The sequence below is a fragment of the Constrictibacter sp. MBR-5 genome (assembly GCF_040549485.1).
In the GTDB taxonomy this organism is placed as follows: domain Bacteria; phylum Pseudomonadota; class Alphaproteobacteria; order JAJUGE01; family JAJUGE01; genus Constrictibacter.
The window spans coordinates 101,953-128,444 of the sequence record NZ_JBEPTK010000010.1 but is presented as its reverse complement, the minus strand read 5'-3'; the positions used below and the strand labels follow the sequence as shown (position 1 = coordinate 128,444).

Here is a 26,492-nt window from a genome sequence, read left to right as displayed (position 1 = left end):
ACGACAGACGAACGACGCGACCGCAGAAACGTGTCCGGCGGAAGCGGCGGGTTGGTAACACAGCCACCGCGGGCGCGCAACCCGGCACGGGGGCGGAAAGGTCCGGAACGGGCCGTCCCCCTGCGCGGCGCGATGCCGCTCCAGGGGCGCGGTCCACCGCCTTCCGGCCCTCCGCCTACCGGCCCTGGGCGACGAGGTCCTGGAACGGGATGTCCTTGTCGACGCGCACGTCCTGCGGCAGGCCCAGCACACGCTCGGCGATGATGTTGCGCAGGATCTCGTCGGTACCGCCCGCGATGCGGTTGCCGGGGGCGGAGAGGATGGCCTCCTGCATCATCGCCTTGAGCGGGGCGAGGCCCGGGTCCGCGACCGATCCCGCGGCTTCCATCAGCTCGATGCCGAACTGCGCGATCGCCTGGCGCTTGTTGGCGCTGACGATCTTGGTCATCGAACTCTCGGGACCCGGCGTCTCGCCGCGCGACAGCGCGGTCATCGTCCTGAAGCGGGCATATTTCAGGCCCTGCTGCTGGACGTACCAGTCGGCCAGCTTGTCGCGCACCAGGGCGTTCCGGATCGCCGGCCCGTCTTCCAGTTCGAGTTGCCGGCACAGCTGGAAGATCTCGGGGAAATCCGGCGCCGGCGTCTGCCCGACCGCAAGGCGCTCGTTCATCAGGGTGGCGATCGCGACCCGCCAGCCTTCGCCGACCTTGCCCAGGCGCTGGGCGTCCGGCACCCGTACGTCGGTGAAGAAGACCTCGTTGAAGTTCGACGTGCCGGCGATCTGCTTGATCCGCTTCACCTCGATGCCCGGCGACTTCATGTCGAGGAAGAAGAAGCTCAGCCCCTTGTGCTTCGGCGCCGCGGGGTCGGTGCGCACCACGATGATGCCCCAGTCGGAGAAGTGCGCGCCCGACGTCCAGATCTTCTGGCCGTTGATCACCCAGTCGTCGCCGTCGCGCACGGCGCGCGTGCGCAGGCCCGCCACGTCGGAGCCGCCGGCGGGCTCCGAGAAGAGCTGGCACCAGACCTCCTCGCCGCGCAATGCCGGGCCGACGAAGCGCTGCTTCTGCTCCTCGGTGGCGAAGGTCATCATCGTCGGGATGCACATGCCGAGCCCGATCTCGAAGACGCCGCGCGGGACCAGATACTCCGCTTCCTCCTGATTGTAGATGACCTGGTGGATCTGCGGCTGGCCGCGGCCGCCATATTCGGTCGGCCAGGTGATGCCGGCGAGGCCCGCCTCCGCCTTGCGGCGCTGGAAGTCCTTCGCCACCGGGACGAGCTCGTCCGAGCCGTAGCCGATCCTGAAGCTGTGCTCCTCGCCGGTCTTGCGCTCGGCGTTCGCGTCCAGGAAGGCGCGGACCTGGGCGCGGAATGCGGCTTCTTCGGGCGTGTCGTTGAAGTCCATTCTGTCCTCCTCAGGCGGTGTTGCGCGTCTCGAGGCGCGCGATCAGCTTTTCTTTCCAGGTGCGGCGGCTGCCGATCTGCAGCCCCAGCAGGTTCGCCCGCCGGTAGTACAGGTGGCAGTCGAGTTCCCAGGTGAATCCCATGCCGCCGTGCGTCTGGATATTCTCCTTCGATGCCTGCCAGAAGGCCTCGCTAGCGCCGACCCGTGCCGTCGCCGCGGCGACGGCCAAGTCCGCCGCGTCGTTCGCGAGCGCCCAGGCACCGTAATAGGCGTTCGAGCGGGCGATCTCGATCGCCACCCAGACGTCGGCCAGCTTGTGCTTGATCGCTTGGTAGGAGCCGATCTGCCGGCCGAAGGCGTGCCGCTCCAGCGCGAAGTCGCGTGCCATGTCCAGGCAGCGCTGCGCCCCGCCGATCTGCTCGAACGCGAACAGCACCGCTGCGGCATCCATGACGCGCTCGACGGTCTCCCAGCCGGAGGCGGCCGCCAGCGCTTCCGCCGGCGCGCTCTCGAAGGTCACCCGCGCATGGCTGCGGCTCGGGTCGATGCTCTCCACCGCCTCGACTGCGACGCCCTCGGCCTTCAGGTCGACCACGCAGAGCGCCGTGTCGCCGCGTGCGTCGCGCGCCGCCACCACGGCGAGGCCGGCCACGTCGGCGTCCAGGACGGGCAGCTTCGTTCCGGTCAGGCGACCGCCGTCGAACCGCGCGGCGAGGCTGGCGGGCGTCGCCGGCTTCGGCCCCTCGGACAGGGCGATGGTGCCGATCGTCTGCCCGCTCGCGAGGCCGGGCAGCCACTTGCGCTTCTGCGCCGCGTCGCCGCCGCGCAGGATGGCTTCGGCCGCCAGATAGACCGACGAGGAGAAGGGCACCGGCGCCACGCAGCGCCCCAGTTCCTCGGCGATCACGCAGAGGTCGACATAGCCCAGCCCCACGCCGCCATACTCCTCCGGCACGGCGGCCCCGGCCCAGCCCATGTCGGCAATGCCCTTCCACAGGTCGGGATCGGGCGGCGCGCCTTCCAGGCGGGCGCGGGCCGCGCGGGTCGAGCAGCGGTCGTCGAGGAAGCGCCGCACCTGTTCGCGCAGCTGCTTCTGGTCGTCGGAGAAGTCGAAGTTCATGCGTTCCCCATCGCTTCGTGCGGTTTCTGCCGCAGGACCGGGCGGCCCGTCCGGCGACCGCTTCGTCGGATACGTCCACCGATCATCGGCCGGACGTCCGGACATCTCAATGGCCGTGCGCGGCCGGCGCCCGCCGCCGCGCCGATCGGCATCACCGGCTGCTATTCCGCAGGCCATCGGCTATGATGTTATGCACAATGAACAACGACGGGCCGCCGATGCACACGGCCCGGGAGAAGGGGCGGTGCGGATTCTGCTTGGAGAGGACGAGGGACTCATCGCCCTCGATCTGGAGACGGTGCTCGTCGATCTCGGCTACGAGGTCGTCGGGCCCATGAGTTCGCTCGCCGACGTGATGGCTGCCGCCGACGACTGCGACGGCGCCCTGCTCGACGTGAACCTGCGTGGGGAGCTGGTGTTTCCGGCCGCCCGGGTGATGCTCGCGCGCGGCGTGCCGGTCATCTTTTCCTCCGGCTACGACGAGGCCGGTCAGTTCCCGGCCGAGTTCCGCGACGTGCCGCGGCTGATGAAGCCGTACGACAACAGGGCGCTGCGTGATCTCTGTACCCGGGCTTTCGGCGCGGCGACCGCCTGACTCGCGTACGCTGACCGGACATTTGGTTGCGGTCGGGGTTTGACCGGGCCGCTGACGGCGTTAGGCTACCTCCCACAAGAACACGTAAACGGGAGGAAACGATGAGGATGGCCCTATCCGTCCTGTGCGGTATCGCCGCCGGGATGTTCGCCATGTCGCCGGTCGCGGCGTCCGCCAAGGATATGACCGCCGCCGAGAAGACCCTCTACGAGGCGGCGAAGAAGGAAGGGGAACTCACCTGGTACACGGCGCACACCAGCGCCGAGGTCGCCGAGGCGATGGGTTCCGCATTCACCGAGCAGTATCCCGGCGTGAAGGTCAACGTCGTCCGCTCCACCGCGCAGGTGGCCTTCCAGCGCCTCTCCCAGGACCTGCGCGCCGGCGTCGCGCAATGCGACGTGTTCAGCTCCACCGACATCGGCCATTACAGCTTCCTCAAGGACGAGAAGCTGCTGATGCAGTACCGGCCCGAGAACGCCGACGAGGTCATCGACGCGTTCAAGAACCTCGACCCCGACAACTACTTCCACACCACGTCGGCCGGCCTCGTCCTGATCAACTACAACAAGAGCCTCGTCAAGGAAGACGAGCTGCCGAAGAACTGGACGGACCTCGTCGACCCGAAGTGGAAGGACAAGGTTACGGTCGGCCACCCCGGCTTCAGCGGCTATGTCGGCACCTGGGTCGTCCAGATGCGCAAGCTCTACGGCTGGGAGTTCTTCGAGAAGCTCGAGGAGAACAACCCGCAGATCGGCCGGTCGATCAACGACACGGTGACGATGCTGAACGCCGGCGAACGCTCCATCGGTGCCGGCCCCTCGGCGACGACCCTGATCAGCGCGTCGCGCGGCAACCCCCTCGGCCTCATCTATCCCGAGGACGGCACCCTGCTGATGATCTCGCCGTCGGGCATCCTGGCGAACAGCAAGCACCCCAACGCCGCCAAGCTCTTCATGAACTTCCTGCTGAGCAAGGAAGGTGTTGAGGTCTACGTGAAATACTTCGGCGAGGCGCTGCGCGCCGACGTCGAGCCCGCGCCCGGCGCCAAGCCGCTCGACCAAGTGAAGCTGATCCGGCCGAGTACCGAGGAGATCGAGAAGGGCATCCCCGAGGTCAAGGAACTCTGGCGCGACACGTTCGGCATCTGAGCCGCCGTCACGACCGCCCCGGCGCGTGCGTCGGGGCGGCTCTCTGACCCGAGCGTGATGACCCGAGCGTGGAGCCGCCAGCGATGAGATCCTCCGCCGCCACCCTGCCGGGCGTGGCCGCCGCCGAGAGCGACGGCCGTTTCAGCGCCCTGCTACGCCGCCTTCGCCATCTGGAGCCGGCGACCCTGGTCTGGGTCGCCCTCGTCGCCGTCCTGCTGGTGCTGGTCGTCAGCCCGATGGCCAAGCTCCTGCTGGTCAGTTTCGAGACCCGGGGCACCGGTGCCTTCACCCTCTCGAACTACGTCACCGCCTACGGCCGCGAGCGCTATCTCGATGCCCTGTTCAACTCGCTCATGCTGGGCGGGCTGTCGGCCCTGCTGTCGCTGATCTTCGCCCTGCCGATGGCCTGGGCGGTCTCGCGCACGGACATGCCGTTCCGCGGCGTCACCTGGGGCGTCGTGCTCGGCGCCTTCATCATGCCGCCCTATCTGGGCGCCATCGGCTGGATCCTGCTGGCGGGGCCCAATGCCGGCTGGATCAACCAAGCCTGGACCTTCGTGACCGGCGATCCGGATTCCATCGTCAACGTCTACACCTTCACCGGCCTGGCGCTCGTCATCGCGCTCAACTCCTTTCCCTTCATCTTCATCTTCGTTAAGGCGGCGCTCGACATGGTGTCGTCGGAGATGGAGGATGCCGCCAACATCCTCGGTGCCGGCGCGTGGCGCACCATGATGACGGTAACCCTGCCGCTCGTCTGGCCGGCCATCCTCGCCGGGATCATCATCGTCTTCCTGGAGACGATGGCGCTGTTCGGCACGCCGGCGATCATCGGCATTCCGGCGCGCATCAACGTCGTCACGACGCAGCTCTGGCAGTTCTTCGAGTTCCCGACGCGGGTCGAGGTGGCCGCCGCCTACGCCATCCCGCTGCTGCTGATCACCGTGGCGCTGATCGCGGTGCAGCGGCTGGTCCTGTCGCGCAAGGGCTTCGTCTCGCAGACCGGCAAGGGCGGCGAGCGGCGGCCGGTGCAGCTCGGCGCGTGGCGCTGGGTCCTGTTCGGCTGGTGCGCCTTCGTCGGCCTGCTCGCCGTGCTGATGCCCCTCGTGGTCCTGCTCCAGGCGTCCTTCGCCGAGGCGTGGGGCAGGGGCTTCTCCTTCGACAACCTGACCCTGAGGAACTACTACTATCTGATATTCCAGCACGACATGGCGATGCCGTCGGTCTGGAACACGATCTACTTCTCGGCCGCGGCGGCGACGTTTGCGCTGATCATCGCCCTGCTGGTCGCCTACATCCAGCACCGCAAGCTGGTGCCGTTCGCCGGCGTTCTGGGCTTCCTCGCCATGGCGCCCTTCGTCATCCCTGGCATCGTCATGGCGATCGGCTTCTATGCCGCCTATGCCTCGCCGCCGCTGGCGCTCTACGGCACGGCGGCGCTGATGATCCTCGCCTTCACCGCCCGCTTCCTGCCGATCGCCTATGCCAACTGCTCGGCGGCGGTCCGCACCGTCCATCCGGAGATGGAGGAGGCGGTGCGCATCCTCGGCGGCGGACGGATGCGGGCGATCCGCTCGGTCGTGGCGCCGCTGATGAAGAAGAGCCTGTTCGGCGCCTGGCTGATCGTTTTCATCATTGCTACGCGCGAGCTCTCCGCCGCGGTCTTCCTGGTCGGGCCGAACACGCGGACGATGTCCGTGATGCTCTACGACCTCAGTGAGGAAGGCAATTTCGAGGTCCTGTCGGCCCTCGGCGGCATCCTGCTGGTCATCACCGTTACCCTCGTCGCCATCGGCATGAAGCTGCTGGGGCGCGATTTCATGCTGCGGAGAGAATGAGATGCCGCGCCTCGTACTGAAGCAGATCGTCAAGACGTTCGGCGCCTTCACCGCCGTCGACCATCTCGACCTCGACCTCGCCGACGGCGAATTCGTCTCGCTGCTCGGCCCTTCCGGCTGCGGCAAGACCACCACCCTGCGCATGATCGCCGGCTTCATGCCGCCGACCGAAGGCACGATCGAGATCGACGGCAAGATCCTGTCCTCGCCGTCGAGCGTCATGCCGCCGGAGCGCCGCGGCATGTCGATGATCTTCCAGAGTTACGCCATCTGGCCGAACATGACGGTCTTCGAAAACGTCGCTTTCGGCCTGAAGCTGCGCAAGCTGTCGGGCGACGAGATCCGCGACCGCGTCGGCCGCATCCTCGACGTCGTGCAGATGGGCCATCTCGCCGGGCGCTACCCGTCGGAACTGAGCGGCGGCCAGCAGCAGCGGGTGGCGCTCGCCCGGGCCATCGTCGTCCAGCCGGCGGTCCTCCTGCTCGACGAGCCGCTGTCGAACCTTGACGCCAGCCTGCGCGAGGAGATGCGGTTCGAGATCCGCCGTCTGCACGACGAGTTCCGCATCACCACCGTCTACGTCACCCACGACCAGGGCGAGGCGATGGTGACGTCGGACCGGATCGCCGTGATGAACGCCGGCCGCATCGAGCAGATCGACGATCCGTTCAGCCTCTACAACCGGCCGCGCACGCGCTTCGTCGCCGGCTTTATCGGCCGCACCAACTTCATCGAGGCGCGGCGCGAGGCGAACAGCGTGACGTTCGACGGCTTCGCCGTGCCCGCCGGACGCTTCAACGGCGAACTCGATGGACGGACGGGGGCGGTCACCTTTTCGGTCCGTCCGCAGAACATATCGTTGCACGGCTCACAGCCGTCGGGAACGAATGGCCTGGCTCTCCCGGGCCGGATCGTCGAGCGCGCCTATCTCGGCGAGTTCTGGGACTATGTCGTGGCGCCGGCGGACAGCGGCCTGCGCCTCAGGGTGGTGGCGCCGCCGCGCGAGGTGTTCGAGGCGGGGCAGACCGTCTGGATCGGTCTCGCACCGGATCAGATGACCCCACTGGCCTGAGCCCCCGGCGCACCTGCCGATCCGCTCGCATCGATCCCCGACGGCCGCGCCCATGCTCGACGCACGCCTCGGCCCCGGGTTGCGGGCGGCCCTCGATCCGGCCGCCCGCCGCCTGATCCGCCTCGGGGTCGGTGCCGATGCGCTGACCTGGACGGGGTTCGCCTTCGGCCTGGCGGCTGCCGCCGCAGTTGCAGCATCATGGTACGGCATCGGCCTGGCCCTGTTTTTGTGCAATCGCCTGTTCGATGGGCTCGACGGTGCGGTGGCCCGCCGGGTCGGGCCGACCGACCGCGGCGGCTTCCTCGACATCACCCTCGACTTCATCGTCTACGCCGCCTACCCGCTGGGCTTCGCGCTGGCGGCGCCGTCGCAGAATGCGCTGGCAGCGGCCATCCTGCTGTTCTCTTTCATCGGAACGTCTGCCTCTTTCCTGGCTTTCGCCTCCATTGCGGCGCAGCGTGGGATCGTCGGCACCCGGCACGGACCGAAGGCGATCCACTATCTCGGTGGCCTGACCGAAGGCACCGAGACCATCCTGGCCTTCGTCCTGTTCGCGCTGTTTCCGGGTTGGTTTCCCTGGCTGGCTGCGGGCTTCGGCGCCCTTTGCCTCGCCACCGCCGCTGCCCGGATCCTCCAGGGCGTGCGCACCTTCTCCGCCATGCCGCAGCCGCCCGTTGCACAGAAAAAAAGGCCGTCGACTGATGCCGACGGCCCGAGTTGAGGGAGGAAACGCCCGCCAGAAGATCTGGCAGTAACTGTACAGCAAGGGGCGTGCCAAGTTCGTCCGCGCGCGTCGACCGGGTCCGGAGGTCGCCCCGCGCAGCCGCCGCGCGACATGGCGCGCAGCTTGCGCTACCTCTGGCGCTCGGCGAGCGGGGGCGACGATCAGGCATGCTGAAGAGAACGGACGGTCCGGCCTTCGTCGCGACGCTGGGCATGCTCGCCGCCGTCACCGCGACGGCCATCGACATCTCCATCCCGGCCCAACCGAAGATCGCCCAGGATTTCGGCGCGGCACCCGGTGCGGGCGGTGCGATCGTGACCGCCTATCTGCTCGGCTTCGGCGCCGGGCAGATGGTCTGGGGCCTGCTCGCCGACCGGTTCGGCCGTCTGGCGCCGCTCTACGTGTCCCTCGTCTGCTTCGTCGTCGCCAGCATCGTCTGTGCGATCACCGAATCCTTCACCCTCCTGCTCGTCGCGCGCGGCGTGCAGGGCGTCATGGGATCCGCCGCACCGGTGATCGCCCGCGCCATCGCCCGTGACCAGGGCGGCGGCATCCGCAGCGCCCGCCTGCTGTCGACCATGACGATCATTGTCGGTCTGGCGCCGCTGCTCGCCCCCACCGTCGGATCCGGCCTGCTGACCCTGTTCGCTTGGCCGGCGATCTTCTGGTTTCTCGCGACCTTCGGCGGGATCGCCCTCCTCTGTTCCGTCGTCGTGCTGCCGGAGACGCTGCAGGTCGCCGATCAGGCGGCCCTGTCGCTCCGGCGCATCCTCGCCGGTGCGGCGGCGCTCTTCCGGTCGCCCGATTTCGTCGGCGGCGTCGCCGTGACCTCCAGCATCTTCTTCGGCTACGCCTCGCTGCTGGCGATCGGTGCTGCGGTGGCGGACGTGCGCTACGGCGTGCCGCCGGAGGCGTTCGGCCCGGTCTTCGCCATCGCGGCGGCGGCCTTTCTGGTGGGGTCGACGACGGCCCGCACGCTCGCCGGCAAATACGGCATCGAACGCGTCCTGATCTGTGGCGGCATCCTGGCCGCCAGCGTCGGCGTCACGATGCTCGTCCTCTCGGCCGCCGAGCCCAGCCTGCCCGTGCTCTGGGCGGGCGTGGCGGCCTATGTGGCGGCGTTCGGCTCGCTGATGCCGGCCGGCACGGCCAAGGCGCTGGAGCCGGCGGGCGGCATGGCGGGGCTCGGCTCCTCGCTGATCGGCACCTCGAACATGCTGGCGGGCGTGGCCGGCTCGGTCCTCGCGGTCCAGCTCTTCGACGGCAGCCACCGTGCCCTGACGATGGTGATGGCGGGGGGCGCGCTGATGGCGGCGACCGCGGTGCTGGCAGGGCTGCTGCGCCGCCGCCGCCACGCTCCTTAACTCGACTTGCTTGTCCTTCCGCCGGCCGCCGCGCATCTTGCCGGCCTCTGATCGGCGGGAGCGGACATGCGCACGAGGCTCGGTTTCGGCGGCACCATCACGGCGCCGCACCATCTGGCGGCTGAGGCCGGCGCGGAGATCCTGCGTGCCGGCGGCAACGCGGTCGAGGCTATGGTGGCGGCGGCCGCCGCCATCGCCGTGGTCTATCCGCACATGAACGCGATCGGCGGCGACGGCTTCTGGATCGTCGCGGAGCCGGGCCGTGATCCCGTCGGCATCGATGCGTGCGGTGCCGCGGCCGCCGCTGCGACGCGCGACTTCTATCGCGAGCGCGGCCATGTGGGGACGATCCCCAGCCGCGGACCGCTCGCCGCCCTCACCGCGGCGGGCACGATCTCCGGCTGGGCCGCCGCCCTCGATGTGGCGCGGCCCTGGGGCAATCCGATTCCGCTGGCGGACCTGCTCGGCGCCGCCGTCGATCTCGCCCGCGACGGCGTGCCCGTCACCCCCAGCCAGCATGGGCACACGGCGGCGAAGCTCGCCGAACTGCACGACGTGCCGGGCTTCGCCGAAACCTTCCTGATCGGCGGCGCGGTGCCGCGCGCGGGTGCCCGCCTCGCGAATGCCCGTCTCGCGGCGACGCTCGAACAGCTCGGCACCGGCGGCCTCGACGACTTCTACCGCGGCGACCTCGCCCGTTCGATCGCGGCCGACCTCGCCGCCGCGGGCAGTCCGGTGGCGCTCGCGGATCTCGAATCCCATCGCGCCCGGCGCGTGACGCCGCTCGCGGCGGACCTCGCCTGCGGCCGCATCTGGAACATGCCGCCGCCGACCCAGGGCCTCGCCTCGCTGATGATCCTCGCGATCTTCGAGCGGCTCGCCGTCGCCGAGGCGGAGAGTTTCGACCATCTGCACGGTCTGATCGAGGCGACGAAGCAGGCCTTCCTCATCCGCGACGCGCACGTCACCGACCCCGCGCACATGACCGCCGATCCGGCGTCCTTCCTGGCCCCGGACCTGCTTGACGCCGCGGCCGCACGCATCGACCGCGGCCGGGCGCTGCCATGGCCGCAGTCGGCATCCAAGGGCGACACGATCTGGATGGGCGCCATCGACGCCCAGGGCCGCGCCGTCAGCTTTATCCAGAGCATCTACTGGGAGTTCGGCTCCGGCATCGTCCTGCCGGAGAGCGGCATCCTCTGGCAGAACCGCGGCATCAGCTTCGGTCTGACCGACGGCGCGCCGCATCCGCTGCGCCCGGGGCGCAAGCCGTTCCACACCCTCAATCCGGCCTTCGCCCGGCTGAAGGACGGGCGCACCATGGTCTACGGCACCATGGGCGGCGAGGGCCAGCCGCAGACCCAGGCGGCCCTCTTCAGCCGCTACGCGATGTTCGGTCAGGACCTGCAGGACGCGATTTCCGCGCCGCGCTGGCTGCTGGGCCGCACCTGGGGCGCGGAGAGCACGACGCTCAAGCTGGAAGACCGGTTCGATCCGGTCCTGGTCCGGCGCCTGCGCGACGTCGGCCACGCGGTCGAGACCGCACCGCCGCTGACCGATCTGATGGGCCATGCCGGTGCCGTGGTGCGCCACGCGACCGGCCTCTTCGAGGGCGCCACCGATCCCCGCTCCGACGGAGCGGCCGTGGCCCTGTAGCGGCCGCCGCAGGGAAAGCATTCCAGGCACGGGTCTGCCTACCTCTTGATCATTGCCGCGGACCCGCCAGAGTAGGGAAGACTGACGCGCCCGAAGAACCGAAGGGGACATGCGGCTTGGCCTCCGTGCAGGAACCAGAGCTGCTGAGGAGCCGGGAGCTCCTGCAGGCGATCATCAAGGATGTTCCGGACGCGATCCTGCTGACCAACGCCCATCGGCAGATCGTGGTCGTGAACGCTGCCGCCGAACGGATCTTCGGCTATGCGCGCGACGAGTTGGTCGGCCAGTCGACCATGCTGCTCTACCGCGACCGCACTGACTTCGAACGACAGGGTGCGGAACGGTTCGCCGGCCCGCGCCGTGTCGACGGCGAGCGGCTGGAACTCCAGCTGCGGCGCCGATCCGGAGAGTTGTTCGATGCCGAGGCGATCGTTACCGGCATCGGTGGCGCGAGCGGTACGCGGATAGGGTATCTGGGGATCGTGCGGGACGTCACTGCGCGCAATGCGGTCGCCGCGGAACTGCGCGAGACCCGGCGGCGCCTCGCCGATGCGGTGGAGGCATTGTACGAAGGGCTCGTGATCTTCGATGCCCAGGACCGTGTGATCCTCCGGAACGGCCGGTTCAAGGAACTGTACCCGATCGCGGGGGACATCCTGGAGCCGGGGATCCGTTACGAGGATGCGCTGCGCGAGGCCGTGCGCCGGGGACAGTTCGACATCCCGGCAGGCCAGGAGGAGACGTGGCTCACGCAGAGGATCGCGAACTTCCGCTCACCCGCCCAGGATCCGTTGGAGACGCGGCTTCCCGATGACCGCTGGACGCTGGTCAGCACCCGCCGGACGACGGACGGCGGTACCGTCGCATCTTATTTCGAGATCACGCGACGCAAGCGGCTCGAAGCCGCGCTGACCGAGCTGACGCAGGTCAGTGCGTCGTCGGAAGGCAGAATTCGGGAGCGGATCTGCGCGGGACTGGCGGTCGGAGCCCGCTATCTCGGGCTCTCGACCGGCCTTGTCGGAACCGTCGCATCGGACAGCTTCACGATCATGTTCGCGTCTCCCTCCCTCGCGGACCTTCAGCCGGGCACCGTTTTCGATCTGGATAGAACGCACGCGAAGCCGATCGTCGAGACGGGCTGCGGATTCGATTTCGTCGGATGCGCCGGTTCGGAGGCGATCGCGCCGCCGCTGCGGTGCAAAGCGTTCATCGGCGCGCCGCTCCACGTCGATGGCGTGATGTCGGCGATGATCGGCTTCTTCTCCTCCGTCCACCGGGCGCACCCGTTCGACGAGACCGAGCGTCGCTTCCTGGCGGTCCTCGCCGATTGGGTCGGCGGAAAGATCGCGCGGATGCGTCACGAGGAACATCGTCTCGAACTGGAGGCGGAACTGGTCCGTCTGGCGACGACCGACGAGCTGACCGGCATCGCCAACCGCCGCGCCCTGCTCGGCGATGCGGAACGGGCGGTGGCGCAGGCGCGCCGATATGGCCGGCCGCTGACTCTGGCGCTGGCCGATCTGGATCACTTCAAGTCGGTGAACGACCTCTACGGTCACCCGGTGGGCGATGCGGCCCTCCGGCTGTTCACCCGGGTGGTCGGCGAGGAGCTGCGAAGCGTCGACCTCTTCGGCCGGATGGGCGGCGAGGAGTTCTGTCTGGTTCTGCCCGAGACCGACCGTGCCGGGGGGCTCGCGCTGATGGATCGGATTGGCGCCAGCCTCCGCCGGCGGGACATGGCCGTCGATGGTGCCAGCATCCGTATCACGGCCAGCTTCGGCCTCGTGCAGTGCACGCCCGAGGACATGCTGGACGATCTCCTCCGGGAAGCGGATGCCGCCCTCTACGACGCCAAGCGCCGCGGACGCGACCGCGCCGTCGCCCGCTGATCCGCCGAATGCGGATCAGCCGAAGGCGGCGCCACCCGGCGAGAGGCGCAGGCCGGGGCGCAGCCGGGTGAAGGGCAGGCGGGCCGGGTCCATCACCATCGGGCCCGGCGCCGCGACCAGCAGCACCGCCGCGGCGATCGGCTCGAAATCGGCGCGGAAGTGAACCGAGCTCTTCAGCGCCAGGATGCGCTGCTGCTCGGGCGCGATGCCGACATGGCGGAACATCTCGCGGTCGGCCGCCTGGACCTTCTTGCCGGCGACGACCACGCGCACGCCGCCGATCCGTAGGCAGGCCATCGGCGCCAGTTCCATCCGCGCGCCGCCGTAGAAGGGGCCGGTGCAGGTGAAGCGGCCGTCCACCTTGCGGTCGACGGTAAAGGTGGCATCCAGAGAACTGTCGCCCGGGACGCCGTGCTTGCCGCCCAGGCTGACGCGCACCTCCGCGCCCTCGCCGCAGCGGTGGGCGATGGTCGCAACGTGCGGGTCGTAGACCAAGCCCAGTGCGGCATCCTCGACGCCGGCCGCGACCAGCGCCTTCAGCAGGCCCATCGTGTCGGCCGTGCCGCCGGCGCCCGGATTGTCCTGCACGTCGGCCAGCACGACGGGCCGCCGGCCATCGTAAAGCCGCAGCGCCTCGCGCACCGCCTCGTCCGGCGTCAGCGGGGTGCTGTGCCATTCCCGCTCGGCGGCCTCGATCTCCTCCGCCAGCCGCTCCACGGCATGCGTGGCGGCGGCCCGATCGGGGCCGAAGGCGTACACGCTGGCGCCGCAGTCGGCGAAGTCCGCCGCGGGAAAGCCGGCGGCGAAACTCAGCAGCGCGCCGGTCTCCGCTTCCAGTTCGGGCAGGCGCGCGACGATGCGCGCGGTGGGCTGCACCGTCGTGCAGCCGTCGGTCAGCGGTATCAGGAACGGGTTCTGCCGCCACGCGCCGTATAGGGGGCGCGGCGCGCGCAGCAGCCCGTCCAGGAACGCGGCCATCCGCTCGCCGGTGGCCGCCATGTCGACGTGCGGATAGGTGCGATAGCCGAGCAGGGCGGTCGCCTGCGCCATCATCCGCGCAGTCATGTTGGTGTGATAGTCCAGCGTCGCGACCACCGGCACGTCCGGGCCGACGACCCGGCGCACGCGCGCCAGCAGTTCGCCCTCGCCGTCGTCGACATGCTCGGCGACCATCGCGCCGTGCAGGCCGAGATAGACCGCGTCGAACGGCCCCCCCGTCTCCAGGTCCTCGATCAGCAGTCCGACGATGCGCTCGTAGGCGTCCTCGGTCACTGGTCCCGACGGGCTCGCCGAGCCCCAGATCAGCGGCACGATCGCGTGGCCCAGCCCCTCTGCCGCCGCCAGGAAGCCCGAGATCCCGAGATTGTAGCCGCGCAGCGCCTCGATCATGTCCTCGCCGCGGGTCAGCGGCGGCCAGCTGTAGCCGCGCTCGAACTCGTCATAGGTGGCGAGCGTCGGCGAAAAGCTGTTGGTCTCGTGCCTGAACCCGGCGACGGCGATGCGCGCCATCCCTCTCTCCCTGCATGCGGCGTCGCCCAACATAGCTGGCTGCGCGCCGCGGGAGCAGGGGGCACGGTGGTTACTCGGCGGCCTTCGCGTGGCCTACCGTCTGGATCACCTCGAAGCCTTCGAACTGGGGGTGGCCCAGATAGAGCGGCTTGTTGCCGCCGGCCCCCCGGTGCGCTGCGCGGAACGCCTCGGACTTCGTCCAGGCCTCGAAATCCTCCTTGCTGCGCCAGATCGTGTGCGACGCGTAGAGGACGTGGTCGTCGCGCACGGGACCACGCAGCAGGTGGAACTCGACGAAGCCGGGCACCGTGTGCAGGTGCGTCTCGCGGTTCATCCAGACGTCCTCGAAATCCTTCTCCGATCCCGGCTGGACCATGAAGCGGTTCATGGCGATGAACTGTGACATGCTGCTTGCCTCGCTCTGTGTGTTGCTCGCTGCGGCTCAGAACTGGTGGGTGAGGGTGACGCGGAACGAGCGGCCGGGCTCGGTATAATAGTCCTCGCGGGTCGCCGCCGTATCGTCCGGCACGTCCAGCGCGTTCCAGTACTTCTCGTCGAAGACGTTGAACAGGCCGGCCTGGACCATCGCGCCTGGGACGAACGCCGGCTTCCACCACGCCGTCAGGTCGACGACCTTGTAGCTCGGCGCCTCGAAACCGCCACCGGACACGTCGTCGCGCGCTGCGGCGGCCGTGATCGAGGCATCCGCGCCCCAGGCTTCCGTGGCATAGCCTAGTCCGAGGATGGCGCGCAGTGCCGGGATCGAGTTGACGTATTCGTCCTCGTCCGTGTCGCGGCCGACCGCCCAGGCGAACGACGCCCAGGTGCGCCAGTGCTCGGTGACGTTCCAGTAGCCGCTCGCCTCGGCGCCGTAGATCTCGACGCGCGCGCGGTTCTCGTAGCCGATGACGCCCCCGATCGGATAGTCGCCGCCGGGTGGCGCCAGCTGCACCTCATCGATGAAGTTCTTGTAGAAATTGTAGAACCCCGTCACCGATCCGCCGAAGTCGCGGCGGTTCAGCTTCGCGCCGATCTCGAAACCGTTGCTCGTCTCGGTCTTCAGGTCGGGATTGCCGACGCGGGCGTAGGATCCCGGCGCGCCGTAGTCCTGGTACAGTTCGGTCGCCGACGGTGCCCGGAACGCCTGCGCCCACTGCCCGAACACGTCCAGTTCCGGCGTCGCGTGCCATGTGGCGCGCAGCTTCGGCGAGAGCTTCGAATCGCTCGTCGAATCCGGCATCGTCCCGTCGAAGTTCGGGCCGTTCACATAGTCCGACGTCTCCTGCGGCTTGTGCTCGTACCAGTCGAAGCGGACGCCCGGAGTCAGGCTGAAGCGGCCGTCGGCCGTGCCGATCTCGTCCTCGACATAGAAGCCGAACGCCAGGCTCTCGACGTCGGGCATGTCGGAAGCGTTGGTGTGCAGGAAACGGCAGGTCTGCGGTCCGTAGGGCTGCGGAATCGTCGTCCAGTCGACGTCAGGGCAGTTGTCCTCGCCGTGGGAATACTGCGTCGTGTCCTGGCGATAGACCTCGCCGCCGAACCGCACGGTGTGGGTCGTGCCGCCCATGGATCCGCCGGTATCGAGCAGCTTCTTCGCGTCGCCCTGCAGGCCGTAGGACGTCTGCTCCAGCTCGTTGTCGCGCTTGTACGTGCCGAACGGCTGCGCATAGTACTGGCCGCCGGGCGCAAAGCCGCGCGGATCCGGGTCGCGGATCGCGTTCACGGTGTTGTTCAGGGTCTGGCGCTGCCAGTAGGCGATGACGTTCGCCTGGTCGAGGACATCGCGCCGGTCGGGCGACGTGAAGTCGTAGGACAGCGAGACGCGCTTGCGGTCGACCTCCTCGCCGGTGTCGTAGTTGCCGATCTGATACGTGCCGGTCTGGCCGACCCTGTTGTCCTCGGTCTCGTCGCGGTTGAACAGCTCTCCGGTCAGGCCGATGCGGTGGCCGCCGTCGAAACGCTGCGCCAGCTTGAACAGAAAATCATACTGCTCGTAGTCGGCCGGGTTCGATTTCGTCCGCGCATCGCCCGTCCCGCCGACGTCGCCCTCGTTGTCCAACGCGTGGCCGCTGCGGAAGCCGCCCTGCAGCAGGACGAACGTGTCGCCCACCCGGCCCGCGACGGCCGAACTGGCGCGCCAGCTGTCGTCGGCGCTGTCGTAGCCCGCCTTCGATAGCGCCCCGAACAGCGTCTCGCCCGGCAGCAGGTCCTCCGGATCCAGCGTCTTCAGCGCTACTACGCCGCCCAGCGCGCCGGAACCGTACAGGCTGGAATCCGCACCGCGGACGATGTCGATGCGCGACAGGCTGTCGAACGCGAAGGCGTTCACCCCGCCGCTCACGCTGCGCGGGTCTTCCATCCAGGTCTGGCGGATGCCGTCGATCGTCGTCAGCACGCGGTTCTCGCCCAGGCCGCGCAGGTTGATGCTGTTGGTCGCCCGGCTGTAGCCGACGCCCGCGTCCAGCCGCCGGCCCAGATCCTGGATGCTCTGCACCATGTGCTGGTCGAGCGCCTCCTTCTCGATGCGGACGGTCGTCTCGTCCGTCTCCGGCGGTGCAGCGCCTTCCACCTCGAGCGGAGCCAGTTCGACCGCCGCCGGCGCCTTTCCGGTCCGCTCGCCCGTCTGCTGTGCCGCGGCGCCCCCCGCGCCGAGGACGAGGAGCGACGCCGTGCCGCACAGCAGCCGTATGCGTGCCGATCGTGCCGAAACCATAGCTGAACCCCCGTGCCGAATGCGATGCCGTGATCGATGTCTCGGCTGACTCGCGGCATCCGGGTGCGGCGGCTGGCTCGGCCACGGGTGTAACGGAAGCACCTGCGGCCGGTCAAGGTGTTGCGATTGACTCTCATTATGAGTTATTCGATGGCATCTGCCGCCTTCGTGTGGCGGCGCAACCGCGAACGGGAGCGGTGAAGATGCTGAACCAGTCGCGGCCGCCACTGCGCGCCGCAGGGGCGCTGATCGGGTTCGCGCTGGCGCTCGCGGCCGGCCTGTCGGTGACGGGTACGGCGCTGGCGGCGCAGGCGCAGCGGGTCGTCACGATCGGCGGCGCGGTGACCGAGATCGCCTACGCGCTCGGCCAGCAGGACCGCATCGTCGGCGTCGACGCCACGTCCTTCTTCCCGGCCGACGCGACCGAGAAACCCAATGTGGGCTACATGCGCGCGCTCTCGCCCGAGGGCGTGTTGGCGCTGCGGCCCGACCTCATCCTGGCCGTCGAAGGCTCCGGGCCGCCGGGCGCCGTCGACATCCTGAAGAGCGCCTCGGTTCCCTTCGTGACGGTCCCCGAGGGACGCACGCCGGAGGGCATCGACCGCAAGATCGAAAGGGTCGCCGACGCGCTCGGCGTGCCCGAGGCGGGCAGGGACCTCGCCGCCCGGGTACACGACGACCTCGCCGCCGTGCTGGACAAGACCCGCGGCGTGTCCGCACGCAGGCGGGTCCTCTTCGTCATGGCCCTGACCGACGGCCGGCCGATGGGCGCCGGGCAGGACACCGCCGCCGATGCCGTCATAAGGCTGGCGGGTGCCGAGAACGCCCTCGAGGGCGTGTCCGGCTACAAGCCGGTCTCCCCCGAGGCGATCGCCGCGACGGCACCCGACATCGTACTGGCGATGCGCCGGTCGGACGGCGTCGAACTCGATCCCGACCAGCTCTTCGCGACGCCGGCGCTGAAGTTCACGCCGGCCGCGCGCGACCGTGCGCTGGTGGTCATGGACGGCCTCTATCTGCTGGGGTTTGGCCCCCGCACGGCCTCGGCCGTCCGCGACCTCGCCGCGCGGCTCTATCCGGACCTGGACCTGCCGGGTGGCCATGCGAGCCGCTGATCCCGCGCTGACGCTGCCGGGCGGCGTGGCTGCCGGCGACCGCCGGACAGTCGCCCGCACCTTCGTCGGCCTTCTCGCCCTGCTGCTCGCCGCGACCATCCTCCTGTCCGCTGCCGTGGGGCCGGCGGGGTTCGGCTTCGACGTGCTGCGCCCGCTCTTCGCGGGCGACACGGCGGCGGATGCCAATGCGCTGATCCTGTGGGAGATCCGCCTGCCGCGCACCCTGCTCGGCGTCATGGTCGGCGGTTCGCTGGCGATCGCGGGGGCGCTGATGCAGGGCCTGTTCCGCAACCCGCTCGCCGATCCCGGCCTCATCGGCATCTCGTCGGGCTCGGCACTCGGCGCCGTGACCATGATCGTGCTGGGCGCGGGACCGCTGGCACCGGTCGCACTGGCCCTCTCGATCTACGCGCTGCCGACGGCGGCGTTCGTCGGCGGGCTCTCCGTCACCATCCTCCTCTACGCCATCGCCACCCGCGAGGGCCGCACGTCGGTCGCGACGATGCTGCTCGCCGGCATCGCGCTTGCGGCACTCTCCGCCGCGGCCACCGGCCTGCTCATCTTCGGCTCCGACGACCAGCAGCTGCGCGAGATCACCTTCTGGAGTCTCGGCAGCCTGGGCGGCGCCACCTGGATCAAGGTCGCGACGCTGGCGCCGGTCCTGCTGGCGGCGGCCCTCGTCGTCCCGCTGCTGTCGCGCGGCCTGAACGCGCTGCTCCTCGGCCAGGCCGAGGCGTTCCACCTCGGCGTGCCGGTCCAGCTGGTGAAGCGCACGGTGATCGTGGTCGCTGCCGCCCTCACCGGGGCGGCCGTCGCCTTCACCGGCGTCATCGGGTTCGTCGGGATCGTCGCGCCGCACCTGCTGCGGCTCGCCATCGGCCCCGACCACCGCTACCTGCTGCCGGGCAGCGCGCTGCTGGGCGGCATCGTGATGGTCGCCGCCGACATGGTGGCGCGCACTGTCGTCGCCCCGGCGGAGCTGCCGATCGGCATCGTCGCCGCGGCGATGGGCGCGCCCTTCTTCCTCTGGATCCTGCTGCGCCAGCGCGGTGTGGTGGACCTGTGAGGGACGCCCCTGCGACCTTCGCGCCGCTGATCGAGGCGCGCGGCGTCTCCGTCCGGTACGGGCCGCACACCGTCCTCGCGCCGACAGACCTGACGATTGGCGCCGGTGCCACCACGGTGATCGTGGGGCCGAACGGCGCCGGCAAGACGACATTGATGCGCGTCCTGACCGGGGAGCTGGCGCCCTCGAGCGGCACGGTGCGGTTCGGCGGCGCCGACATTGCGACGCTCTCCGCCGCCGCACTGGCGCGCCGTCGGGCGGTGCTGCCCCAGGCGACCCGCCTGTCCTTTCCCTTCACCGTGCACGAGGTGGTCCGGCTCGGCTGCCCCGCCGGCCGCGACGACCCCGCGCGCATCGCCGCCTTGCTGGAGCGCGTCGACCTTACCGGCTTCGGCCACCGCTACTACCAGCAGCTGTCGGGTGGCGAGCAGCAGCGCGTCCAGCTCGCCCGCGTCCTCGCCCAGCTCGATACCGGCCGGGACGGCGCCGGGGAGGGCGATCTGCCCCGTGCCCTGTTTCTCGACGAGCCGACCTCCAGCCTCGACATCCGCCACCAGATCGCGGTGCTGGAGATCGCCCGCACCTATGCCGCCGCCGGCTGGGCGGTGCTGGCGATCCTGCACGACCTGAACATGGCGGCGATGTTCGCCGACCGGATCCTGGTGGTCGATCGCGGTCGCGTCGTCGCGGACGGCCGCCCGGCCGCGGTGATCACGGCGGAGCTCGTTTCCCGGGTGTTCGGCGTGAACGCCGACATCGGCGCGCGCGACGGTATCCCCTACGTCCTGCCGCCGCGCCCGGCAGGTCTGCCGGACGGCCGGATATAGCCGTGCGGGTCGACGGCGTTGCTGACGCCGCGCTATCAATGCGCAGCGAACCAGAAGCTCCGTCGATCCTGCAACGAGGAAACCCCGATGACGCCACGCGCACTGCCGGTCTGGCGCTCCGTCCTGTTCGTTCCGGTCAATGTCGAGAAGTTCGTCGCCAAGGCGGCCGGGGTCGGCGCCGACGCGCTGAAGCTCGACCTGGAGGACAGCATCGGCCCCTCCGACAAGGACAGTGCCCGCAAGATGGCGCCCGACGTGGCGCGCCGCCTGAACGAGGCCGGCGACGAGGTGATGGTGCGCGTCAACCGGCCCTGGCGCCTGCTCGTCCGCGACCTGGAGGCGGTGGTCGGGCCGCACGTGTCTACGGTCGTCCTGCCGAAGGCCGACAGCCCCGACCTGATCAAGGCGGTGAGCGAGGTGATCGGCGAGATGGAGCTGGAGCGCGGCATGGCCGTAGGCTCGACCCAGCTGATGCTGCTCATCGAGAGCGCCGAGGGCTATCTGCGCATGCCGGAGATCGCCAGGGCCGACCCGCGCGTCGTCGCGATCACCCTGGGTTCGGAGGATTTCGGCCTGTCGCTCGGCATGACCGCCGATCCGGAGACGCTCTATGCGCCGGCGACGCAGGTCGTCGTCGCGGCGAGCGCCGCCGGCGTGATCCCCTGGGGCTTCGTCGGTTCGATCGCCGAGTACAAGGACATCGACCGCCTGCGCGGCATCGTCCAGCGCTCGAAGCGGCTGGGCTTCCGCGGCGCCAGCTGCATCCACCCCAACCAGGTGCGGATCTGCAACGAGGAGTTCGGTCCCTCCGAGGAGGAGGTGGCCGCGGCGCGCCGGCTCGTCGCGGCCTATGACGAGGCGCTGGCCCAGGGCCGCGGGTCGGTGGAGATCGACGGCAAGATGGTCGACATCCCGATCGCCGAGCGCGCGAAGGGCGTCATCCGGCTGGCGGACGCCCTGGCTGAGCGGGCGCGCAGCCGCAACCGCTGAACCGGTTCATGCCGGACCGGCCGACGTCGGCCGGTCCGTGGCGGTCGTGCCGAGTGCAGCCGCGCCGGCGCTCGGTTGATCCGCTCCGGACTCGATCGGGTCGTCGGACGTATGGTCGAAGGCCGGCGGGATCGTGACGGTGACGGTCGTGCCCGCGCCGAGCTCGCTCTGGACCGTGACCTCGCCGTCGTGCAGGTCGACGAGCGCGCGGACGATCGCGAGGCCGAGGCCGGTGCCGGCCTCGGCGCGCCCCATCGCGTTGCTCGCCTGGACGAACGGCTGAAAGATCGTCGGCAGGTCGTCTTCGGGGATGCCGATACCGTTGTCCTTCACCGTGAGGATGGCGGCGCCGGCGTCGGATCGTCGAACCGAGACGATGACGGTGCCTCCGGCTTCGGTGAACTTCACTGCATTGCTGACGAGGTTCAGCGTCAGCTGCCGCAGCGCACGCTTCTCGCCCCACGCCCGAACGGCAGCGTTTACGTCGATCTCGATCGTCACGTCCTTCCGGCGGGCCGTCTCGCTCATCATCTTCGTCGTCTCTGCGGCCAGCCGGCCCAGATCCAGCCACTCCTTGCTGATCTGCACCCGTGCCGCCTCGATCCGCGTCAGGTCGAGGATGTCGTTGATGATGGTGAGCAGATGCTCGGCGCTGCGGCCGATCTCACGGGCATAGTCGAGATAGCGGGGGGCGAGCGGGCCGAACATTTCGGCCGACATGACCTGCGAGAATCCCATGACGGCGTTGAGCGGTGTCCGCAATTCATGGCTCATCAGGGACAGGAACTCGGCCTTCGACCGCGCCCCGACCTCGGCCTCCGACCGCGTCTGGATCAGCTCCCGTTCCAGAGTGCGCGCTGCCGTGACGTCGCGGTCGATATGGAGGATCTTGGGACGGCCCGTACCATCGTCCATGCACCGTGAATGCCGCATGACATAGTGCATCTTGCCGCTGGGGCCGATGATGCGGAACTCGCTCTGGATCTCGCCGGTCGTCGCTTCGCAATCGAGCACGTCACGGATGTCGTCCGGATTCACGACGGCCAGGAAATCTCCGAGCGTCCGCTGCGAGGTGGTTCCGGGCAGCCCCCAGAGGCGGAGCGCACCATCCGAAACGACCTGACAGCCGGATGCCGGATCCGACCAGATGTGACCGGATCCGACGGACTGCTCGATCGCCTCGAGGATCGCCGGCTCTGTCGGGCGCAAGTCGGCGGCGGGCTGCGCATCGGTCGCGACGGCAACGATGCAGGGTGCCTCGTCGGACGATGAGAGTGGCCAGGCGGCTACGCGCCAGGCAATGCCGCCGGAGACACCGTCGGCGCTTACGTCGAAGCTGACTGCACCTCTGGGATAGGGGGCGGCGAAGTGCCGGGCATCGCTGCCGAACCTGCGGATCGCGGCCTCGTCGAGTGCGTTCCAGGCGCCGTCGCCGGCCGTCGCTCCGATAAGCGCGTTCGCGGCCGTCGCGTTGGCGAACAGCTGCATCGGCCCGGCGCTGTCGGAAGCCGTGATCACCAGCACCGGCCGGCCGCACAGGGCGAGCGCCTGCAGGTCGGCCCGTGTTTGCGCGGGGAACATCATGGGCGCCGGGGCAAAGCGGAGGATGACATGACCGCACTTTCCGGCGGTTATCGTTGATGATCGGTAAATATGTGAAATTTAGGTCGTGCAGGTGAGGTCCCAACCATGCCCGCGGCGCGACGGCCGCATGTGATCCCAGGGGCACACGGCAGCGGGCCTGATCGGGTTAATACCAGTTTAAATTACCTAAAATGTCGTTAAAACCCGTATGGTCTGCCCATCACACCGACAGCGGAGCATCGCGATGAGCGTGGAGACCAATACAAGACTTCTCAACGCCGTCACGATCAAGCACGGGCCGATCGATTTCCTCTCCCGGTTCTTTCTCGAGGCGGACGAATATATCCGCGACCGCGGTATCAGGCTGACGGTGAGCCATGACTTCGACGCGCTGGCGAGGCTGAACGAACGTCAGGTGGCCGCCGGCACGTGGTACCCGCTGGTCCGCGCCTTCGACACGCGTTTCGGCGATATCGGGCCGGACAACGGCTACTGGATCGCCGGCATCGACGAGCATGGCGAGGTCGTGAGTTCGCAGTGCGGACGCTTCTACGAGTGGCACGACACCTGCCTGGCCGACCACATGGAACAGTTGCTGTTCGGCGACCGCTCCCACGGGGCCGAGGTGCACGTCACGGCACCGGTCGCCAGGATCATCCGCGGCAAGGTGTTGTTCAACGGCGGTGCCTGGATCCATCCCGCATACCGCCGCCACGGCGTGGCCAGCATCGCCGCGAAGGTCGGCCGCACCTTCGGAACCGCGAACTGGGGCTGCGATTGGATCGTCGGCACCCTCCAGCAGGACAAGTACAAGCTGGGCATGCACCGTCACTACGGCTTCTCGCAGATCAGTTTCGCGCTGCACGCCCCGGGTTCGCCGTGGGGGGACGAACCGATCGGGATCACCTATCAGAATCCGATGGAGCTGTTGGCCGAGGCCGAACTCTTCGTGAAGCACAAGGCTCGCCGGGAGGAACAGGCGGCCTGAGGACTCCGGACCGGTGCCTTCGGCTAGGTGCCGGTCGATCTGACGGCGAAGACCGCCCCGGCCGCGCGGTTCTCTGCGGTGAGGGTGGCGCCGAGTTGGCTCGACAACCCCTCGACGATCTGCATCCCGAGAGACTGCCCGTTGCGGGCGGCGAATCCTTTCGGCAGGCCGACGCCGTCGTCGGCGACGTGCAGGCACCATTTCTGCTCGTTACCGGTGAACTTCACGCTGACCAGTCCCGCGCGACCGTCAGGGAAAGCATATTTGAAGGCGTTGGTGACCAGTTCGTTGGCGATCAGCGCCAGGTTGATCGCCGTGTCGGCCGGCAATTGCACCCGCCGCGCGTCGACCACCACCTTCGCGTCGCCATAGGTCCGCGCGAGGTCGTCGCACAGCTCGCGCAGATAGGTCCCGAACTCCACGCTGGTGCCGTCATGGTCGCGGTAGAGCCGCTCGTGCGTGCGCGCCGTGACGCGGATCCGCTGCACCGCCTGGGCGAACAGTTCGCGTGAGGCCGGGTCGGTGACGCGCCGGCTCTGCAGGTTGATGATGCTCGATGTCAGCTGCAGGCTGTTCTTCACCCGGTGGTTGATCTCCCGGATCAGCACCTCGCGATGCTGCGCCAGCTCCTGGTTGTGCGCCAGCGCGGCGCGCAGACTGCGCTCGACGATCGACACGCGCAACGCGTCCGCGACGCTCATCTCCTCCTGATCCCAGGGCGCCGAGGTCTCGCGAACCTGTTCCTCGTACGCCGCGAAGGAACTGCGCGGGCTCAGCGGCTTGCCCGGATCCAGCAGGCCGGCGGCCGCCTTGCGCGGGTCGCCGGCCCATCGGATCGTCTTCAGGATCTCGTCGCGGAACCACAGCAGATGGTCGTCGGTGCCCGGTGCGATGCGCATCGCCAGCACGCCCGCGCCATGCGCCCATCGTGCGGCCGGCGGATAGCAACGGCTCAGCTTGTCGGTCACGAACACCGCTTCGTCGCCGCGCTGCGCCAGCCAGGTGATCAGCCGGCGGATCTGTGCGGGGCGCGGCGTGCGTCCGGACGTGCGGATTTTCCCGTCGGTGCAGACCGCCACGCCCTCCGCGCCGACCAGGTCGATCAGGTCTTGCGCATTGGCGTACAGGCCGGAGGCCAGGTCGGTGTGCTGCTCCATGGTCTCGGACAGCGCGCGCCTGATCCGCACGTCGCGCGTGCGTCGCATCTCGCGATCCGCCGCCACGCGCTTGCCCACCTCCAGCGCGATCAGCTGGCCGAGCAGCGCGCAGACGGCCCGGACCGCATGGGGCACATGCCGTGGCGTGCGGTGATGGCAGGCGATCAGCCCCCACAGCGCCCCGTCCTTGACGATCGAGATCGACATGGAGGCGCCGACCTCCATGTTCTTCAGATATTCCAGGTGGACGGGCGACACGCTCCGCAGCACGCTGAAGCTCATGTTGAGCGGCGACGTCGCCGCGCCGCGCATCGGCTGCGGCGTATAGCCGGCGTCCGGGATCAGGCGGATCCAGTTCTTGACGTAGAGCGCGCGCGCCTGCGGCGGAATGTCGAAGGCCGGAAAGCGCAACCCGAGATAGGGCGCCATCTCCGGCAGTCGCGCCTCCGAGATCACCGTTCCGCTGTCGTCGGGCAGGAAGCGGTAGACCATCACCCGGTCGAACCCGGTCAGGCGCCGCACTTCCACCGGCACCCGCTCCAGCAGGATGTCCAAGGTCTCCGCCGCGTGCAGGCTGCTCGTCGTCGCCAGCAGCTTGGCGAAGATGTCGCCGGTGTCGGGCGCGACGGACAGGTTCTCCAGCTCGACGATCAGCTGCCCCTCGATGCGGTGGACGAAGACGTCGAACAGCCGGCCCGGGCCCCCCATCCGGTGTTCCGCGAGGTGCATCGGCTTGCGGTCGATATCGTGCTCGCGCAGGCAGCGCTCTATCGCCTCCGCCAGTCCGCCCGGCACGATCTGGTCCAGCTTCCGGCCGACGATGGCGTCCGTGCCCAGTCCGAGCAGGCGCTCCGTGTCGCCGCCGCACTGCGTGACGCGCATGTCCGACGGCCGCAGGGCCAGCAGCACGCCATGCGGCTGCACCGCGCCCGGAACGTGTATCGGTTCCTGGTCGCAGTTCATGACGTCCGGCCGGCGGAGGAGATCTTGGGACAGCATGGAAGAGCCTCGGGGACGATCGGACCTAACGGCGCAGCCACCGCTCCAGGGCGGAGAAGGTGGCTTCTGCGGCAGCGGGTGCCGTGGCGAGAACGTTCGGGTCGCCGGAATGGCTCCGCAGAAAGCTGCAGAACGTCCGCCAGCGCTCTCCCGTAGCGTCGCCATACGCCGAAAAGAAGGCAGCGGGCAGCGCGTCGTCGTCCGCCTCCGCTTCGCGCCGCATGCGCTTCAGGATCACCCGTCCGCCCAGCGTCGATCCTTCCAGGACGTAGTGGCAGCCGATCGCCTCGCGCCAGCCGCGTATCGGCGGCAGGTGGGTGCAGACGGGCAGGGTGCCCGGGTCGGTCACGCCGAGCGCCTTCAGGTCGGCCGCCAGCAGCGGGCCTTTCGCGCCGATACCCCCGGGCGCCGCACCGTCGGGCCACGACACGGCCGCGAGTGCCGCCTCCAGCGGCGCATAGAAGCCCCAGAACCGTCCGAGCAGGCGGCGATAGCCGCCCCGGTCGGCCAGATGCGCGTCGATGTCGACGGCATCCTCCGTCCGCCGGTGATCGTTCTCCGTGCGGGCGCGCAGCGCCGCCAGCAGCGGGTTGGCCGCCGGCGGCGGGTTCGTGATTTCTTTACGCGCGGTCAAGAAGATGCAGTCCGCGATCCAGCGAACGACGCCACGACCATCTCCTGTGGAATGCCCCGCGCAGAGTCTGGGGCGCAGGTGGTGCGATCTCAACCA

The 26,492-nt window shown here is 69.2% G+C and carries 21 protein-coding genes; 13 read left to right on the top strand and 8 right to left on the bottom strand.

Annotated elements, in window-relative coordinates:
* Positions 1-175: 175 nt before the first annotated feature.
* Complete coding sequence (locus ABIE65_RS19175) at positions 176-1,408, bottom strand: acyl-CoA dehydrogenase family protein (protein ID WP_354079967.1); 1,233 nt, start codon at positions 1,406-1,408, stop codon at positions 176-178.
* A 10-nt stretch (positions 1,409-1,418) separates the two neighbouring features.
* A complete protein-coding gene (locus tag ABIE65_RS19170) occupies positions 1,419-2,528 on the bottom strand; it encodes an acyl-CoA dehydrogenase family protein (RefSeq protein WP_354079965.1) in 1,110 nt (369 codons plus the stop codon).
* A gap of 109 nt (positions 2,529-2,637) precedes the next feature.
* On the opposite strand from ABIE65_RS19170, the gene ABIE65_RS19165 reads away from it, so the two are divergent.
* The 8 genes from ABIE65_RS19165 (at position 2,638) to ABIE65_RS19130 (ending at position 12,814) form a co-directional block, all read left to right on the top strand.
* Positions 2,638-3,123, top strand: a complete 486-nt coding sequence (locus ABIE65_RS19165; RefSeq protein WP_354079964.1) for a response regulator — start codon at positions 2,638-2,640, stop codon at positions 3,121-3,123.
* Positions 3,124-3,224: 101 nt separating this feature from the next.
* Positions 3,225-4,271, top strand: a complete 1,047-nt coding sequence (locus ABIE65_RS19160; protein WP_354079962.1) for an ABC transporter substrate-binding protein — start codon at positions 3,225-3,227, stop codon at positions 4,269-4,271.
* 83 nt (positions 4,272-4,354) lie between these two features.
* A complete protein-coding gene (locus ABIE65_RS19155; RefSeq protein WP_354079960.1) occupies positions 4,355-6,109 on the top strand; it encodes an ABC transporter permease in 1,755 nt (584 codons plus the stop codon).
* Between the two features lies 1 nt (position 6,110).
* Entirely contained in the window at positions 6,111-7,181 is a 1,071-nt protein-coding gene (locus ABIE65_RS19150; RefSeq protein WP_354079958.1) for an ABC transporter ATP-binding protein, read from the top strand.
* Between the two features lie 52 nt (positions 7,182-7,233).
* Positions 7,234-7,902 carry a CDP-alcohol phosphatidyltransferase family protein gene (locus ABIE65_RS19145; protein ID WP_354079956.1) on the top strand — a complete coding sequence of 223 codons (669 nt, stop codon included), beginning with the start codon at positions 7,234-7,236 and terminating at the stop codon, positions 7,900-7,902.
* 170 nt (positions 7,903-8,072) lie between these two features.
* Complete coding sequence (locus ABIE65_RS19140) at positions 8,073-9,269, top strand: MFS transporter (RefSeq protein WP_354079955.1); 1,197 nt, start codon at positions 8,073-8,075, stop codon at positions 9,267-9,269.
* Between the two features lie 66 nt (positions 9,270-9,335).
* On the top strand, positions 9,336-10,925 hold the full coding sequence (locus ABIE65_RS19135) for a gamma-glutamyltransferase family protein (protein ID WP_354079953.1): 1,590 nt from the start codon (positions 9,336-9,338) through the stop codon (positions 10,923-10,925).
* Positions 10,926-11,050: 125 nt separating this feature from the next.
* Positions 11,051-12,814, top strand: coding sequence for a sensor domain-containing diguanylate cyclase (locus tag ABIE65_RS19130; protein ID WP_354080082.1), 1,764 nt, complete (start codon positions 11,051-11,053; stop codon positions 12,812-12,814).
* Positions 12,815-12,829: 15 nt separating this feature from the next.
* On the opposite strand, the gene ABIE65_RS19125 is transcribed toward ABIE65_RS19130, so the two are convergent.
* The 3 genes from ABIE65_RS19125 to ABIE65_RS19115 form a co-directional block, all read right to left on the bottom strand.
* Positions 12,830-14,323, bottom strand: coding sequence for a M81 family metallopeptidase (locus ABIE65_RS19125; protein WP_354079951.1), 1,494 nt, complete (start codon positions 14,321-14,323; stop codon positions 12,830-12,832).
* A 70-nt stretch (positions 14,324-14,393) separates the two neighbouring features.
* On the bottom strand, positions 14,394-14,729 hold the full coding sequence (hmuQ, locus tag ABIE65_RS19120; RefSeq protein ID WP_354079949.1) for a heme-degrading protein HmuQ: 336 nt from the start codon (positions 14,727-14,729) through the stop codon (positions 14,394-14,396).
* Between the two features lie 36 nt (positions 14,730-14,765).
* On the bottom strand, positions 14,766-17,036 hold the full coding sequence (locus ABIE65_RS19115) for a TonB-dependent hemoglobin/transferrin/lactoferrin family receptor (protein WP_354079948.1): 2,271 nt from the start codon (positions 17,034-17,036) through the stop codon (positions 14,766-14,768).
* Positions 17,037-17,239: 203 nt separating this feature from the next.
* Between ABIE65_RS19115 and ABIE65_RS19110 the strand changes: the two genes are divergently transcribed.
* The 4 genes from ABIE65_RS19110 to ABIE65_RS19095 all read left to right on the top strand — a co-directional run bounded on the left by ABIE65_RS19110 (position 17,240) and on the right by ABIE65_RS19095 (position 21,034).
* The gene (locus ABIE65_RS19110; protein ID WP_354079947.1) at positions 17,240-18,151 is read left to right on the top strand and encodes a heme/hemin ABC transporter substrate-binding protein; all 912 of its coding nucleotides are present in this window, start codon (positions 17,240-17,242) and stop codon (positions 18,149-18,151) included.
* Positions 18,138-19,217, top strand: coding sequence for a FecCD family ABC transporter permease (locus ABIE65_RS19105; RefSeq protein ID WP_354080081.1), 1,080 nt, complete (start codon positions 18,138-18,140; stop codon positions 19,215-19,217). The genes ABIE65_RS19110 and ABIE65_RS19105 overlap by 14 nt, the downstream gene beginning before the upstream one ends.
* On the top strand, positions 19,214-20,044 hold the full coding sequence (locus ABIE65_RS19100) for a heme ABC transporter ATP-binding protein (RefSeq protein ID WP_354079946.1): 831 nt from the start codon (positions 19,214-19,216) through the stop codon (positions 20,042-20,044). The genes ABIE65_RS19105 and ABIE65_RS19100 overlap by 4 nt, the downstream gene beginning before the upstream one ends.
* An 87-nt stretch (positions 20,045-20,131) precedes the next feature.
* Positions 20,132-21,034 (top strand): HpcH/HpaI aldolase/citrate lyase family protein, encoded by a 903-nt coding sequence (locus ABIE65_RS19095; protein ID WP_354079944.1) that lies wholly within the window; start codon positions 20,132-20,134, stop codon positions 21,032-21,034.
* Positions 21,035-21,040: 6 nt separating this feature from the next.
* Here the strand turns inward: ABIE65_RS19095 and ABIE65_RS19090 are convergent, their stop codons facing one another.
* On the bottom strand, positions 21,041-22,615 hold the full coding sequence (locus ABIE65_RS19090) for a PAS domain-containing sensor histidine kinase (protein WP_354079942.1): 1,575 nt from the start codon (positions 22,613-22,615) through the stop codon (positions 21,041-21,043).
* A gap of 247 nt (positions 22,616-22,862) precedes the next feature.
* Here ABIE65_RS19090 and ABIE65_RS19085 point away from each other — a divergent pair, with 247 nt between their 5' ends.
* Positions 22,863-23,606: a hypothetical protein gene (locus ABIE65_RS19085; RefSeq protein ID WP_354079940.1), complete on the top strand. Its 744-nt coding sequence runs from the start codon at positions 22,863-22,865 to the stop codon at positions 23,604-23,606.
* A 23-nt stretch (positions 23,607-23,629) separates the two neighbouring features.
* Here the strand turns inward: ABIE65_RS19085 and ABIE65_RS19080 are convergent, their stop codons facing one another.
* A complete protein-coding gene (locus tag ABIE65_RS19080) occupies positions 23,630-25,762 on the bottom strand; it encodes a histidine kinase dimerization/phosphoacceptor domain -containing protein (protein WP_354079938.1) in 2,133 nt (710 codons plus the stop codon).
* 25 nt (positions 25,763-25,787) lie between these two features.
* On the bottom strand, positions 25,788-26,396 hold the full coding sequence (locus ABIE65_RS19075) for a biliverdin-producing heme oxygenase (RefSeq protein WP_354079936.1): 609 nt from the start codon (positions 26,394-26,396) through the stop codon (positions 25,788-25,790).
* Between the last annotated feature and the right edge of the window lie 96 nt (positions 26,397-26,492).

Excerpts from the sequence above, each read along its gene's own strand:
- hmuQ (WP_354079949.1), bottom strand. The coding sequence starts at position 14,729 with ATGTCACAGTTCATCGCCATGAACCGCTTCATGGTCCAGCCGGGATCG.
- ABIE65_RS19115 (WP_354079948.1), bottom strand. The coding sequence starts at position 17,036 with ATGGTTTCGGCACGATCGGCACGCATACGGCTGCTGTGCGGCACGGCG.
- ABIE65_RS19125 (WP_354079951.1), bottom strand. The coding sequence starts at position 14,323 with ATGGCGCGCATCGCCGTCGCCGGGTTCAGGCACGAGACCAACAGCTTT.
- ABIE65_RS19090 (WP_354079942.1), bottom strand. The coding sequence starts at position 22,615 with ATGTTCCCCGCGCAAACACGGGCCGACCTGCAGGCGCTCGCCCTGTGC.
- ABIE65_RS19105 (WP_354080081.1), top strand. The coding sequence starts at position 18,138 with ATGCGAGCCGCTGATCCCGCGCTGACGCTGCCGGGCGGCGTGGCTGCC.
- ABIE65_RS19160 (WP_354079962.1), top strand. The coding sequence starts at position 3,225 with ATGAGGATGGCCCTATCCGTCCTGTGCGGTATCGCCGCCGGGATGTTC.
- ABIE65_RS19095 (WP_354079944.1), top strand. The coding sequence starts at position 20,132 with ATGACGCCACGCGCACTGCCGGTCTGGCGCTCCGTCCTGTTCGTTCCG.
- ABIE65_RS19085 (WP_354079940.1), top strand. The coding sequence starts at position 22,863 with ATGAGCGTGGAGACCAATACAAGACTTCTCAACGCCGTCACGATCAAG.
- ABIE65_RS19140 (WP_354079955.1), top strand. The coding sequence starts at position 8,073 with ATGCTGAAGAGAACGGACGGTCCGGCCTTCGTCGCGACGCTGGGCATG.
- ABIE65_RS19150 (WP_354079958.1), top strand. The coding sequence starts at position 6,111 with ATGCCGCGCCTCGTACTGAAGCAGATCGTCAAGACGTTCGGCGCCTTC.
- ABIE65_RS19145 (WP_354079956.1), top strand. The coding sequence starts at position 7,234 with ATGCTCGACGCACGCCTCGGCCCCGGGTTGCGGGCGGCCCTCGATCCG.
- ABIE65_RS19175 (WP_354079967.1), bottom strand. The coding sequence starts at position 1,408 with ATGGACTTCAACGACACGCCCGAAGAAGCCGCATTCCGCGCCCAGGTC.
- ABIE65_RS19165 (WP_354079964.1), top strand. The coding sequence starts at position 2,638 with ATGGCCGTGCGCGGCCGGCGCCCGCCGCCGCGCCGATCGGCATCACCG.
- ABIE65_RS19135 (WP_354079953.1), top strand. The coding sequence starts at position 9,336 with ATGCGCACGAGGCTCGGTTTCGGCGGCACCATCACGGCGCCGCACCAT.
- ABIE65_RS19155 (WP_354079960.1), top strand. The coding sequence starts at position 4,355 with ATGAGATCCTCCGCCGCCACCCTGCCGGGCGTGGCCGCCGCCGAGAGC.
- ABIE65_RS19170 (WP_354079965.1), bottom strand. The coding sequence starts at position 2,528 with ATGAACTTCGACTTCTCCGACGACCAGAAGCAGCTGCGCGAACAGGTG.
- ABIE65_RS19110 (WP_354079947.1), top strand. The coding sequence starts at position 17,240 with ATGCTGAACCAGTCGCGGCCGCCACTGCGCGCCGCAGGGGCGCTGATC.
- ABIE65_RS19080 (WP_354079938.1), bottom strand. The coding sequence starts at position 25,762 with ATGCTGTCCCAAGATCTCCTCCGCCGGCCGGACGTCATGAACTGCGAC.